This window comes from Pacificispira spongiicola, from assembly GCF_012926505.1.
Classification (GTDB): domain Bacteria; phylum Pseudomonadota; class Alphaproteobacteria; order UBA8366; family Aestuariispiraceae; genus Pacificispira; species Pacificispira spongiicola.
In genome coordinates, this window is the sequence record NZ_JABBNT010000004.1 from 508,672 (window position 1) to 521,055 (window position 12,384).

Consider the following 12,384-nt stretch of genomic DNA (forward strand, 5'->3'; position numbering starts at 1 on the left):
CTTATGAGTGCTCGGCTTGTCTGCGGCGAAGTCTAGTACAGCGTACCGCGATGACAACAATGCTGATCTGCGCCGCAACGACTGCGGGCCAGATCGATGGAAAGGACGGGTCGAAATACTTATGCGGCCCGAAGGATAGTAGCCCCGTCAAGGCGAAGCCCACGGCACAGAGATTACCGGCGCGATGACCCTCGTTCGACAAGAACCATGCAACGAATCCGATGGCCAACGAGGCGGAGAAGAACGGACCGAGCGCGAAGAGTGCAATACTGTTCGGCGGATGCGGATCCGTCTGTGTGACCAGGAACAACAGCATGGTTGCCGTGATGCAGAGCAACGCGATCACCGCCGAGACGGCGACCGGGTCGCGGGCATCCCTGATTTCAAGATGGGACGTCGTTTGCATGGAATACCTCCTGTATTGAATCCGTACCCATTGGTACGGTTGCAGAGCACAGTACCAATGGGTACGGTTGAGTCAAGAGATTGGGAAAGGAAATCGACATGCCGACGGATACCCGGCGGGACGCCATCATGAATGCCGCCATGGAGATTTTAGTGGAACGGGGGTATCGCGATACGACCATGTTGGCCGTCGCCAAACGGGCACAGGCATCGAAGGAAACGCTGTATTCCTGGTTCGGCGACAAGACCGGCTTATTCACCGCGATCATTCACCGGAACGCTGAATTGGTGCGGGCCTCCCTTGAACAATCGATGGAATCCGAAAGCCCGCTGGACCAAGGCCTGACGGATTTCGGTGTCGAGTTCATCACCATGCTGTTGGGCGACAGCGCGATTGCGATCAACCGCGCGGCGATTGCGGAAGTGAACAAGGACCCCAGCCTATCGCGTGCCCTGTCGGCATCCGGGCGCGATGCGACCCTGCCGATCCTCGTCGCGTATCTGGATCGTCACGCGGAACGCGGAGCCTTGCGGGTCGATGATACGAAGATCGCCGCGCGCAGTTTTCTGGGGCTGTTGATCGCCGATGACCAAATAAGTCGCTTGCTGGGCCGGATATCCGCGCCGGATCGCGGGCAAGCGGAAAGGACGGCCCGCATGGCGGTCGCGTCTTTTCTGAAACTCTACGGTGCCTGCTGAACGGAGGAAGGCAGGTTAGGGCTTAGTCGACCGAATACTCGGTCTTAAAGCCGCCCTTGCTGTTCAACTCGATCTTTCCGTCCTGAATGGCATAGAGCCACGCGGCCGACTTCTTCAGGCCGCCCAGCGGATACAGATGCGTCTGCACGATGCCGCAATTCGGATCGCTCGCCTTATAGGCGGCAAGCTCACGGACCAGCTTGTCCGGTTCGCTGACCGACATCAACTTCGCGACGTTGCGGGCCTGTTTGGCGATGAAGCGCATGGAATTGCCGATACCGCAGGCTTGGGCATGCTTCATCAGCGTTTTGATCGTGGCCAGACCCGGAATGCCGATATGGATCGGCAACTCGTTGCCTTCCGCGCGGATCTTGCGATCCCATTCGATTAGCGGGTCCGCTTCGAAGCAGAACTGCGTCGCTATGTAGAAATGCATCGGGCTTTCTTTCGCATAGGCGTTCTTGTCGAGCATGGCGCGGGTGACTTCGGCTTCGGAGATATCCGGACTGCCTTCCGGGTGGCCGGCGATGCCCAGGCTCTTGATGCCGTATTTTTCGAACAGGCCGAGGCGCAGAATCTGCATCGACTCGGTGAATTCCCCGACCGGATTGTCGACGCCGCCGCCGATCAGCAGGGCTTCCTCGACCCCCGTTTCGGAGGTCAGCATTTTCAGGTTTTCTTCGAAGAAATCCTTGGTCGGGATGGACCGGGCCGCGAAATGCGGCACCGGGCGCATGCCCTGGTCCTTCAGCTTCTTGACGGTGGAAACGGTATCACGGAAATCGGAGCCCGGCAGGAAGGTCACGTAAACAATCTGGCCGTCGCGCAACACGGCGCGAAAATCGTCGATCTTCGCCGCGCCGCCCGGTGTGACTTCCAGGGTCGTGGTGCTCATAAAATCGATGATCTGGTCGACTTCGGACATGGTCTTCACTTCCGTCATTTCGGCGTCTCCGTAATTTTGAACGGAGAGTGCCTCTAAACGGGACGACGGACCTTGGCGGTAGCGACAGAAAATCTATCCAAATACGACCCGTCGCATAAAGACCGAACGGGAGATAAGCCTATCGACTCAGCCTCGGCGCCGACGGCGGCGACCGCCGCCCTCGCCATCGCCCGCACCGCCCGACGTCGTTTTCTTTTCGGGCAGACGCACGACGCTGGCCAAGTTGGGGAAGGGGGCGGTCTTGTGCGGGAAGGCCATGGCGCCAACGAAATGTTCCTGGAACCGCGGCTCTACGGCGGTTTCGATCTTTTCGATATGCGTCACGATTTCCTTGATTTCGTTCCGCGCCTTTTTGTTTAGAAGCGCGATCCGCGCTCCGGTCCCGGCGGCATTCCCGACGGAAGCCACCATGTCCAGCGGGCAGTCCGGGATCAGGCCCAGGACCATGGCGTATTTGGAATCGATATGGCTGCCGAAGGCCCCGGCCAGAACGACACGCTCCACCGGTTTGCCGAACTTATCGATCAGCAATTGCGCCCCGGCGTAAAGCGCTGCCTTGGCAAGCTGAATGGCGCGGACATCTGCCTGGGTGACGCGGATTTCCGGCTCGCCCCGATTCAGGATATAGGAGAAGGTGCGGCCTTCCGGCACGATCCGGTCGGTCCGGTCCGCCAGCGATCCGTCGATAATGCCGTCTTCGGTGATGACCCCGGCCAGGAACATTTCGGCCAGGACCTCAATGATTCCGGACCCACAAATGCCGGTGACGCCGATCTTCTTAACGGCGTCGGGAAAGCCCGGATCGTCGGACCAAAGATCGGTCCCGATCACGCGGAAACGCGGTTCCAGGGTGGTGGGATCGATTCGCACACGTTCGATGGCGCCGGGGGCCGCGCGCTGGCCGGACGAAATCTGCGCGCCTTCCAGTGCCGGGCCGGTCGGACTGGAACAGGCCAGCAGACGATCCTTGTTGCCCAGGACGATTTCGGCATTCGTACCGACATCGACGACCAGCGTAACCTCGTCGCGGTATTGCGGACCTTCCGCCAGGACGACGGCGGCGGCGTCCGCGCCGACATGACCGGCGACGCAGGGTAGGAAGAAGGCGCGCGCACCGGGGTTGGTCTTGCCCTTCAAGTCCAATTCCGCGGCCGTGATACGCAACGCCTGATTGGTGGCCAGGGCAAAGGGGGCCCAGCCCAATTCCGTCGGGTCGATCCCCAGGATCAGGTGATGCATGATCGGATTGCCGACCAGGACCAGTTCCATGATCTCCGTCGGTGCGACCTGTGCTTCCGTAGAGGCCTGATTGATCAGATAGCCCAGCGTCTCGCGCACGGCGGCTGTCATTTCCGCATCGCCGCCCGGATTCATCATGACATAGCTGACGCGGCTCATCAGATCTTCGCCGAAGCGAATCTGCGGGTTCATCGCACCGACGGAGGTCACGACATCCCCGGTCCGCAAGTCGGTAAGATGCACCGACATGGTGGTCGACCCGACATCGATGGCGCAGCCGAAGGCGCGTTCATGGAAACCCGGCCAGATATAGACGAGATGATGGCCGTTGCGGATCGCCGCGGTGACCTTCCATTCGCCCTTGCGCAGGTTCTTTTGCAGCGTATGGAGGACATGCAGATCGGTTTCGTCGACCGTGATGTCCCATTGTTCCTTCAATGCCTGCTGCACCCGTTCCAGATCGCCGGACGGGTGATGCATATCGGGTTCTTCCACCTCGATATAGTGCAGGGTCGTGATCGGATTGATTTCGATGGCGCGGACTTCCGCCCGTTTGCGCACGACTTGCTTATGGACTTGACTGTCCGCCGGCACGTCGATGACCAAATCGCCCTCGATGAAGGTGGAACAGCCCAGGCGGCGCCCTTCCTTCAAGCCGCGTTTTTCCTTGTAACGCAGTTCGGGAGCGCTGGGCTCCGACAGGTTTTCCGCCCGGCTCTTGATCTTGAACTTGCTGAAATCGCCGACCGACGGCACGACCTGACAGCGACCGCAAATCCCGCGCCCGCCACAGACGGAATCGATGTCGACCCCCAATTGCCGGGCTGCTTGCAGAATCGGCGTCCCGATGGGGAAGTCGCCGTGTTTTCCGGACGGGGTGAAGACGACATGCGCCGTCTTCACCGAACCGGTATCATCGCTGGGAAGGCTCGTCGGGTCGACTTCCGCCATTTGGATACGCTACCTCCTGGTATAAATCAGGCTGCCGGTATTCAGGCTGCCGGGCGACGGCGGCGGCGTTCACCGCGGGCACCGCGTGCGCCTTCCTCACCCTCTGCCGCAGGCTCACGGAAACGCCGGATCCAGGCGGCGCAATCCTTGTCGTGACCGGCGACGACGTCGGCACCCCAAATGGCGTGCATTTCCGGTTCGTGCAAGGGGTTCATGATCGCGCTGGTCATGCCCGCGCCGACCGCCATGGACAGGAAGGCGCCGTTCAGGCCGTGCCGGTTCGGCAGGCCGAAGCTCAGGTTCGACGCGCCGCAGGTCGTGTTGACCTTCAATTCGTCATGCAGACGACGGATCAGGTTCAGGGCGCCGACACCGGCATTGCCCAGGGCGCCGACCGGCATAACCAGCGGGTCGATTACGACGTCGCACGGTTTGATGCCGAAATCCTGCGCGCGTTCGACGATTTTCTTGGCGACTTCGAAGCGGACGTCGGGGTCTTCGGAAATGCCGGTTTCGTCATTGGAGATGCCGACCACGGCACAGTTGTATTTCTTCACCAGGGGCAGCACCACTTCCAGGCGCTCTTCCTCACCGGTTACGGAGTTCAGCAGCGGGCGGCCTTCATAAGCTTCCAGGCCGCGTTCCAGCGCCTCGACGATGGAGCTGTCAATGCACAGCGGCACATCGGTCAGGCCCTGCACCAGCTTGATGGTTTTGGCCAGGATGTCCGGCTCGTCGGCCAGCGGGATGCCGGCATTGACGTCCAGCATATGCGCGCCCGCGGCGACCTGCGCCAAAGCGTCCTTTTCGACGGTTTCGAAATTGTATTCCTTCATCTCCGCGGCCAGCTTTTTGCGGCCGGTCGGGTTGATGCGTTCCCCGATGACGGTAAAGGGACGGTCGAAGCCGATGATATGGGTCTTGGTTTTGGATTCGAGTACGGTCTGGGTCATGGGGGTATTCCTTCCTCACCTCTTGTGGATAGAGCCTGCAAAAGGGCGGCAGGCTCACCGCATTTCGCAGCCGATAAAGCCCGAAGGCGCGGTCGGGGAACAGCGCGACCGCGCCTATTAACGTCGCAATCGCGTCGTCCCCGACAATTGTCGTGCCGACGACCCTTGTCGCAGGCCCTTGTCTACGTCCCGGCTCTTTTCTACGCCGTCGGACGCCGACAGTGGCGGTTAGGCGCTGATCTTCTCGGCTATGGGCGTTTTGCGCGGTTCCGGGAAGCTCACCCAACTGGAGGCCGGTTCGATCTGGTCGACCTCGCTTTCGTCGCGAATCCAACCCAGAACCGGGCGGTAGCCGTCTTCCGCGCGGTCGCGCAGCATGCGGTTCAACGCCGCTGTGTGTTCTGGTAGGGACCCGCCGCCGATCAGGTTGACGGTACCGTCCCGCAAGGCGCTGTCCAGCCAGGCCGCACGGCGCGCGTCGCCCGGACGATATTGGACGATCCCGTCGGCCAATTCGATGGTACGCGGCCCGAAACGCGGTCCGCCTTCGATGCGTTGCAGCAGGATGGCGACGCGGCTGTTCAGTTTCGCACGGGCCTTCCGCGCGCCTTCCAGCATCGCCTGGATGCGCCCGACACCCGGGAGGACGTCCAGGACGATTCCGTCGACCCCACCCGCGATCAGCCCTTCGGTCTGCACGGCGACGGCGGCTTCGACCGCACCCGGCGCGGCGTCCCAACCGTCATCGCGGATGGTGCCCAGGACGAAGCGGCGGCGGCCTCGGCCCGGGACGCTGTCCACGGCCTCGGCGGCGGCTTCGGCAGCCTTGAAGTTGATGATGAAGGCTTCGTCCTCCAACCCGTGATCGCGCAGGGTCAGCGGGTTGGCGCGCAGCGAATTGGTGCGGACGATATCCGCCCCGGCCTCCAGGAACGCCTTATGCACGGCGACGATCTTGTCGTACCGCGTCAGGTTCAGGGCTTCGGCGCAATCGGTCGCGCCGAAGAAATCCCGTGCGGCATCCAGATTCAGGTCGGGCAGTTTCAATTCCCGGGAGATGGAGCCGTCGGTCAACAAAACACGATGGGTTAGGGCTTCGGTGATGGTACGCATGATATTACGCAGCCTCCTCGGTTTTGAGCGGTTGGGCAGGCGCGGGAGCCGGAAGCTCTCCGATCCGGCCCAGTGCCCGGGAAATGGTCAGCGCGTCGCCGACCCGGTTCAGGGTGTAAAGGTGGATATGGTCGACGCCTTCGGCGATCAGCCGTTCGGCGATCGACACGGTCGTGGCGATGGACAGCGCGTGGAAGGCGTCGGGATCGTCCTCCAATCCGCCGAAGCGCGTGTCGATCCAGTCAGGGACACTCGCCCCGCAGCCGCCCGCGAAACGGTGCAGACTGTCCAGCGACGCAACGGGCAGAAGGCCCGGCACGATCGGCTTGTCGATACCCGCCGCCGCGCAGCGGTCGCGGAAGCGCAGGAACAGGTCCGGCTCGAAGAAGAATTGCGAAATCGCGCGGGCCGCACCGGCATCGAATTTCCGTTTCAGGTGGTCGAGTTCCGCAGCTTCTGACGTGCTTTTCGGATGCGTTTCGGGATAGCAGGCGACGGAGATGTCGAACCCGCCGATCCGTGTCAGCCCTTCCGTCAGATGGGCGGCGCAGGCGTATTCGTCGTCGGATTCCGCCGGGGCGTCTCCCCGCAGGGCAACGACCCGCTTCACGCCGATGGATTTCCAGTGCCGGGCCAGCGCATCAATGTCTTCGCGGCTTTGTCCGGCGGCGGTCAGATGGGCGGCGATCTGTCCCGCCAACCCGTTCTTCGACAGCACGTCGAGCGCGATTTCGCTGCGTTCCCGTCCGGAGCCGGAGGCACCGTAAGTGACGGAGACGTAATCCCCGGCGGAGGCCAGCGCCGCGACGCCGGATTCAAAGGTGACGGAGGTTCCGGCCTTGGGCGGGAAGACTTCGAAACCGATTTTGATGTTTCCGCTCATGCCACGGCTTCCTTCTCGATAACGGCCTTTCGGGCGCTCCAGATGCAGACGGTCAGGGGCCCGCCTTCCAGGCGATCAACGACGACGTCGGCGAAACCGGCGGATGCCAGCCAGGATTCCATCTGCTCGTCCGTGAAGCCGGGCCAGCGATGGGCATATTGGGCGCGCAGTTCCGCCAGATTATGGGCGGCGAAATCCACGATCAGGATACGGCCGCCGGGGGCCAGAGCACGGCTCGCTTCGCTCAACGCCAATGTCGGATCGTCGGCATAGTGCAGAACCATGTGGAAGGACGCCGTGTCGAATTCGCCATCCGCGCAGGGCAGTTCGTACATGTTGCCCTGACGGACCTGACAATGGGACAGGCCTTCCCGTTCCACGGTGGCGCGTGCGACGCGCAGCATGTCCGGCGACAGATCGATGCCGACCGCGCGGTCGGTCTGCGGCCCGAAGAATTCCAGCAGTTTGCCCGTACCCGTGCCGATATCGATATAGCGGCCCAGATGCCATCCGGCGGTCACCGTGCGCAAGCTGCCCAGCAAATCGTCTTCATCCACATGCATGGCGCGGATTTGATTCCACTGTGCCGCGTTGCGCTTGAAATAGGCCGCCGCTTCGGCATCGCGCTTTTGGCGCAGGCGATCCAGCCGTTCCAGGTCGCGGGCCAGAACCGTATCGTCATGCGGCAGCAGGTCCAGAACGGCGCTGGCGAAATCGGCGGCAATGTTTTCATCCGACAGGCCGGTCGACCCGGACAGACGATAGCGCGCCCAGGACCCTTCCTGATGCCGTTCCAGCACGCCGCCTTCCACCAGCAGCTTCAGGTGCCGGGACAGGCGCGGCTGGCTCTGGCTCAACAGGCCGACCAGATCGCTGACCGTCAGTTCCGAATGCGCGACGAGATTCAGAATCCGGAGCCGTGTCGGCTCCGCCACCGCGCGCATTGCCTGAAGAAGTTTGTCCATACTGTTTTGTTCCTCACAAGAATGAACATATAAAAATATCTTTATGTCATGCTGTCAATGAGATTCATGCTGGCGGGAAAGTTTTTAAATTCATCCCTTATTGCGGGTTGCGATTGTTGTTCGGTGCTCGATATCCTGTCGGCTTATTTCGCAGGCATATTCGGGGGAGAGAGATGCGTCCTTTATTAATCGGGTTGATCGGACTTGTTGCTGCGGCCTGCCAAACGACGGAAACCCGGATCGGGGCCGGTCCTGTTCCGAAAAACGCGACAATGGAACGATGCATTTCCAACTACATGCAACAGAACGGTTTTGCCTTGGCGCTTGCCGTCGATGGCAGTTCGTGCGGCTGGGTCTATTGCCCAGATAATGCGTGCCGTACCGGCGCAAGCATGCAGCGTGCGATAATGATATGTGAGAAGAATTCATCGGCGGACTGCGCCGTATACGCATACCGGAAGGAAGTTGTTTGGAAGACGGATGAAACCGGCCCGGTCACAAAGGACGCGCCGTGGTATGCTTCTGCGCGTTCGTTTAAAGACCTGCCAATTCGTGTGTATGACGACAATAAAACTATCCAAAATCGCAAACCGGCGCTTTTGAGCTATCGGCGCCTATTGGACGAGAACCAAAATTATTACGGGGTCTTTGCGGTAGGAGGGGCTGACACTTGGGGATACGGCGTCGCCAAAGAAAATGGCAACAAACCGCAAACTAAATTACAGGCCGCTAAAAACGCGTTGGCGTCATGCGAGGAAAAATCGAAGACAAACTGCCGTTTGTGGATCGATCACCGTACGGTGATTTCAAACGGCGTTAGCCTAGACGAGTTGGTGTCATCCTTGGAGTAAATCGGCCAGCGCCTAATCGGTTCAATCGCCTAAATAGGCAATCTCCACGACCTCGATTTCCTCGGGGCCGTTCGGGGTTTGGACGCGGACGACGTCGCCTTCGGCGGCTTTCAGCAGGGCGCGGGCGATGGGGGAAACCCAGCTGATCTCGCCCAGTTCCAGGCGGGCCTCGTCGACGCCGACGATGCGGATCGTCTTTTCCTCGCCGCGCTGGTTTTCATAGGTCACGGTCGCGCCGAAGAAGACCTGGTCGCGGTTGGTCTGTAGTTTCTGATCGACGACTTCGGCGATTTCCAATCGCTTGGTCAGAAAGCGGACGCGGCGGTCGATTTCGCGCAGGCGCTTCTTGCCATAGATATAATCGCCGTTTTCCGACCGGTCGCCGTTGCCCGCGGCCCAGGACACGATATCGACCACTTTCGGGCGCTCCTCGCGCAGCAGGAACTTCAATTCGTCCTGCAGGCGCTTGTGCCCCGCCGGGGTCATATAGTTCTTCGCCCCGCGCGGCAGCGGCTGCGCGCCTTCCGGCAGGTCTTCATCTTCCGCGTTGTCGGATTCTTTGGTGAAAGCTTTGCTCATTCTGGAAAAATAGCGGCTGTTTGCGCCTCTGCAAGAGGCGTCCTTACCAGTATTCGGTGCAAATCATTGAAAAGCGACCGTGTTTGCGTCTTTATTCGTTTCGGGAATTCGGTTCCGGAACGAAAGGGCGGCAATTGTTCGGTACAGGGTGCAGGGGTGGGCTTCGCAGGGGGAAGGGCGCTTTGAATGCCGCCATTCTTCTGATCGTCCTGGGCGTCTCTGCGGTCGCGTCGTCGCATTGGGCGTCGGCGCGGCCTTATTACGAGCCCCTGTGGAACGAGGCTGAAACCTATACGGAAGAACATGGCGGCCCGGACGAGGTGGAGGTTGGCATGTTCGTATCCTCCATCTACGACCTCGATTTCTATGACGGGACCTTCAAGACGATCTTCTGGGTCTGGTTCATCTATGACGACCCCGACTACAACCCGCTCGACGCGATCGAGGTTACGAATGCGCGCAGCTACGAGGTCCTGGAAAGTTACGGTCACGGCCGGGAGGACGGGCGCCATTACATCGCCGCGAAAATGCAGGTGACGATCAATCAGCCCTGGGACGTGTCGGACTTCCCCTTCGACAATCAGCGGCTGGAAATCATCTTGGAAAGCGTGGGCAAGGATGCGACCCAGCTCGTTTTCAAGGTGGACGACAAGAATTCCATCATTTCCCGCGATCTGTGGCTCAGCGGTTGGACGACGCTGCCGATCGAAAGCAGCCATGCGATCTATCAGTACAATTCAACCTTCGGGGAAGAATCGACCGACGTGATTTCCTTCCCCCGGCTGGAATTCGCGATCCCGATGGAGCGGAACAATCCGAAACTCTTTTTTGAGGCCTATATCGGTTATTTGATCGCGTTCCTGATGTGCGGGGCGATCTGGATTACCATTCCCTTCGGCATGGCGGATTACCGGATCGGGATGACGTTGGCGTCCCTGTTCGCGGCGATCGGGAACAAGAACGTCCTGGAAAGCAACTATCCGCCGTCGCCGACCATCGGGCTGTCTGATCAGATCGAGGTCATCACGTTCCTGCTGATCACGGTGTCGCTCTTCCTGTCCGTCGGCTGTGAGCGACTGCATATCAGCGGCCACCAGAAAATTGCGCATCGGTTGAATCTGTACGGGTTTCCCGCGATGCTGCTGCTGTATATCGGCCTGTTGAGTTTCTTCGTCCTAAGGGCCGCGAATTTATAACGCCGAACCACAGCGCCATCGGCGGAAACGGGGGGATACGTGACCGGTACGGGTAAAAGGGGCACCATCGTCGTCGATCACGGCGATCACGGGGCGTCGGTTGTGCTGGACGAAACGGTCGCCCTGGGTGTCGCGGCGCAGATCGACGGCAAGGATCTGGCCCAGGACGGGCAAACGCGGTTTTCCGACGGTGACCGTGTGGTGATCACCTCCGAAAACGTTCTCGATTCCGTGCTCAGCCGATTGGACGATCCGGAACGACGGCGCCTGATCGACGCATTGAAGAACAAGGACCGCTGCCGGGAATTGATGGCGGCGCGCTATCCCGATTTCTTCTATCGGCGGCTGCCGCTGGCGGATCTGCCCGGTCTGATACTGCCGGGAAAGGGGCGCTTCGTCGTGAAGCCGAACCGCGGGTATTTCGCGACGGCCATCAAGATCGTCACCGGCGACAGCGACCTGAGCGCCATCCGCCGGGAGATCGAGGAAGAAGTTCACCGCAACGCCGCCGTCTTCGCCGATACCGTTCTGTCCGACGCGGATGTGATCGTGGAGGAATTCATCGACGGTGAGGAATATGCCGTCGATATGTTCTTCGACGCAGCCGGGGAACCGGTGATCGTCAATATCTATCACCACCCGATCCCGGAAAACCCGGATTACCTGCACGCGCTTTATTATACCAGCAAGCCCGTCTTCGACCGGTTGCTGGGGCCGCTGACCGACTGGTTCCGGGAAATTAACCGGGCGTTGGGGGCGAAAGGGTTTCCGATCCATGGCGAATTCAAGCTCGGGGACAAGGGGCTGGTGCCGATTGAACTCAATCCGCTACGCTTCGGCGGGGACGGTCTGGTAGACCTTGCCTATCACGCGTTCGGACTGAACCCCTATATCGCTTTCGTCACCGATCAGGCACCGGATTGGGGGGCGATCTGGCAGGGCCGGGAAGACAAAATCTATACCTGGATGATGGGCTATGTCGGGACGGAGGTCGATGTCGCTTCCCATCGGCCGAATATGGGCGAGTTCCAAAGCCTGTTTTCCAATATTCTCAGCGACACGTTACTGAATTACGAGGCGCATCTGGGCTTTTCCGTCGTCTATTCGGAAGAAACCGATATCGACACCGTCAACCGCCTCGTGAATACGGATTTCAAGCAGTTCTTCCTGGGCAGCCGGGCCTTTACCGAAGGGGCGCTGACGAAACTGTATCGTTGCGGCGTGCGGGCGCATTTCGCCGCTGGGGAATGGATCTGGCGGGAAGGCGACCACGGCGATTACATGCTGCTGGTCATCGACGGCACGCTGGATGTTCTGAACGAAACTGCGGGGCTGGACCCGATCCTGTTGGACAGCGTCGGGTCGCAATCCGTGGTCGGAGAATTCTCCGTCATGGATGGCAAGCCGCGCTCCGCCGGGGTGCGCGCGGGCGCGGACGGCTGCACCGCCATGAAGATCAGCGGCAAGGCCTTCCGCAAGCTCCTGCGAGAGGCCCCCGGCCTGTTCGAAGACCTCTACTGGCAGCAGCAGACCCGCATCCGAAAAATGAACAAACGCCTGGGCGAATTGGAAGCCGAATTGGCCACCCTTAAGGGGCGTTAGGG

Annotated in this window: 12 protein-coding genes; 4 read left to right on the forward strand and 8 right to left on the reverse strand. The window is 60.5% G+C overall.

Annotated elements, in window-relative coordinates:
- Position 1: 1 nt before the first annotated feature.
- Positions 2–406, reverse strand: coding sequence for a hypothetical protein (locus HH303_RS15490; RefSeq protein ID WP_169626275.1), 405 nt, complete (start codon positions 404–406; stop codon positions 2–4).
- Positions 407–504: 98 nt separating this feature from the next.
- Here HH303_RS15490 and HH303_RS15495 point away from each other — a divergent pair, with 98 nt between their 5' ends.
- Positions 505–1,104: a TetR/AcrR family transcriptional regulator gene (locus HH303_RS15495; protein WP_169626276.1), complete on the forward strand. Its 600-nt coding sequence runs from the start codon at positions 505–507 to the stop codon at positions 1,102–1,104.
- 22 nt (positions 1,105–1,126) lie between these two features.
- Here the strand turns inward: HH303_RS15495 and HH303_RS15500 are convergent, their stop codons facing one another.
- The 6 genes from HH303_RS15500 to HH303_RS15525 form a co-directional block, all read right to left on the reverse strand.
- The gene (locus tag HH303_RS15500; RefSeq protein WP_227421846.1) at positions 1,127–2,047 is read right to left on the reverse strand and encodes a methylenetetrahydrofolate reductase; all 921 of its coding nucleotides are present in this window, start codon (positions 2,045–2,047) and stop codon (positions 1,127–1,129) included.
- Positions 2,048–2,176: 129 nt separating this feature from the next.
- Positions 2,177–4,240 carry an ASKHA domain-containing protein gene (locus HH303_RS15505; RefSeq protein ID WP_169626277.1) on the reverse strand — a complete coding sequence of 688 codons (2,064 nt, stop codon included), beginning with the start codon at positions 4,238–4,240 and terminating at the stop codon, positions 2,177–2,179.
- A 41-nt stretch (positions 4,241–4,281) separates the two neighbouring features.
- Positions 4,282–5,193 carry a methyltetrahydrofolate cobalamin methyltransferase gene (locus tag HH303_RS15510; RefSeq protein WP_169626278.1) on the reverse strand — a complete coding sequence of 304 codons (912 nt, stop codon included), beginning with the start codon at positions 5,191–5,193 and terminating at the stop codon, positions 4,282–4,284.
- A 228-nt stretch (positions 5,194–5,421) separates the two neighbouring features.
- A complete protein-coding gene (locus HH303_RS15515) occupies positions 5,422–6,306 on the reverse strand; it encodes a homocysteine S-methyltransferase family protein (protein ID WP_169626279.1) in 885 nt (294 codons plus the stop codon).
- A gap of 4 nt (positions 6,307–6,310) precedes the next feature.
- The gene (locus tag HH303_RS15520; protein ID WP_169626280.1) at positions 6,311–7,189 is read right to left on the reverse strand and encodes a methylenetetrahydrofolate reductase; all 879 of its coding nucleotides are present in this window, start codon (positions 7,187–7,189) and stop codon (positions 6,311–6,313) included.
- Positions 7,186–8,154: an ArsR/SmtB family transcription factor gene (locus tag HH303_RS15525; protein WP_169626281.1), complete on the reverse strand. Its 969-nt coding sequence runs from the start codon at positions 8,152–8,154 to the stop codon at positions 7,186–7,188. The genes HH303_RS15520 and HH303_RS15525 overlap by 4 nt, the downstream gene beginning before the upstream one ends.
- Before the next feature lie 173 nt (positions 8,155–8,327).
- On the opposite strand from HH303_RS15525, the gene HH303_RS15530 reads away from it, so the two are divergent.
- A complete protein-coding gene (locus HH303_RS15530) occupies positions 8,328–9,005 on the forward strand; it encodes a hypothetical protein (RefSeq protein ID WP_169626282.1) in 678 nt (225 codons plus the stop codon).
- A gap of 21 nt (positions 9,006–9,026) precedes the next feature.
- On the opposite strand, the gene greB is transcribed toward HH303_RS15530, so the two are convergent.
- On the reverse strand, positions 9,027–9,584 hold the full coding sequence (gene greB / locus HH303_RS15535; RefSeq protein ID WP_169626283.1) for a transcription elongation factor GreB: 558 nt from the start codon (positions 9,582–9,584) through the stop codon (positions 9,027–9,029).
- A 182-nt stretch (positions 9,585–9,766) separates the two neighbouring features.
- On the opposite strand from greB, the gene HH303_RS15540 reads away from it, so the two are divergent.
- A complete protein-coding gene (locus HH303_RS15540) occupies positions 9,767–10,780 on the forward strand; it encodes a ligand-gated ion channel (protein ID WP_169626284.1) in 1,014 nt (337 codons plus the stop codon).
- Positions 10,781–10,819: 39 nt separating this feature from the next.
- A complete protein-coding gene (locus HH303_RS15545) occupies positions 10,820–12,382 on the forward strand; it encodes an ATP-grasp domain-containing protein (RefSeq protein ID WP_169626285.1) in 1,563 nt (520 codons plus the stop codon).
- Positions 12,383–12,384 lie beyond the last annotated feature (2 nt).

What these genes read in the sequence shown, in the direction of transcription:
- HH303_RS15490 (WP_169626275.1), bottom strand. Translation starts at nt 406, where the DNA reads ATGCAAACGACGTCCCATCTTGAAATCAGGGATGCCCGCGACCCGGTC.
- HH303_RS15530 (WP_169626282.1), top strand. Translation starts at nt 8,328, where the DNA reads ATGCGTCCTTTATTAATCGGGTTGATCGGACTTGTTGCTGCGGCCTGC.
- HH303_RS15505 (WP_169626277.1), bottom strand. Translation starts at nt 4,240, where the DNA reads ATGGCGGAAGTCGACCCGACGAGCCTTCCCAGCGATGATACCGGTTCG.
- HH303_RS15515 (WP_169626279.1), bottom strand. Translation starts at nt 6,306, where the DNA reads ATGCGTACCATCACCGAAGCCCTAACCCATCGTGTTTTGTTGACCGAC.
- HH303_RS15525 (WP_169626281.1), bottom strand. Translation starts at nt 8,154, where the DNA reads ATGGACAAACTTCTTCAGGCAATGCGCGCGGTGGCGGAGCCGACACGG.
- HH303_RS15520 (WP_169626280.1), bottom strand. Translation starts at nt 7,189, where the DNA reads ATGAGCGGAAACATCAAAATCGGTTTCGAAGTCTTCCCGCCCAAGGCC.
- HH303_RS15510 (WP_169626278.1), bottom strand. Translation starts at nt 5,193, where the DNA reads ATGACCCAGACCGTACTCGAATCCAAAACCAAGACCCATATCATCGGC.
- HH303_RS15500 (WP_227421846.1), bottom strand. Translation starts at nt 2,047, where the DNA reads ATGACGGAAGTGAAGACCATGTCCGAAGTCGACCAGATCATCGATTTT.
- HH303_RS15495 (WP_169626276.1), top strand. Translation starts at nt 505, where the DNA reads ATGCCGACGGATACCCGGCGGGACGCCATCATGAATGCCGCCATGGAG.
- greB (WP_169626283.1), bottom strand. Translation starts at nt 9,584, where the DNA reads ATGAGCAAAGCTTTCACCAAAGAATCCGACAACGCGGAAGATGAAGAC.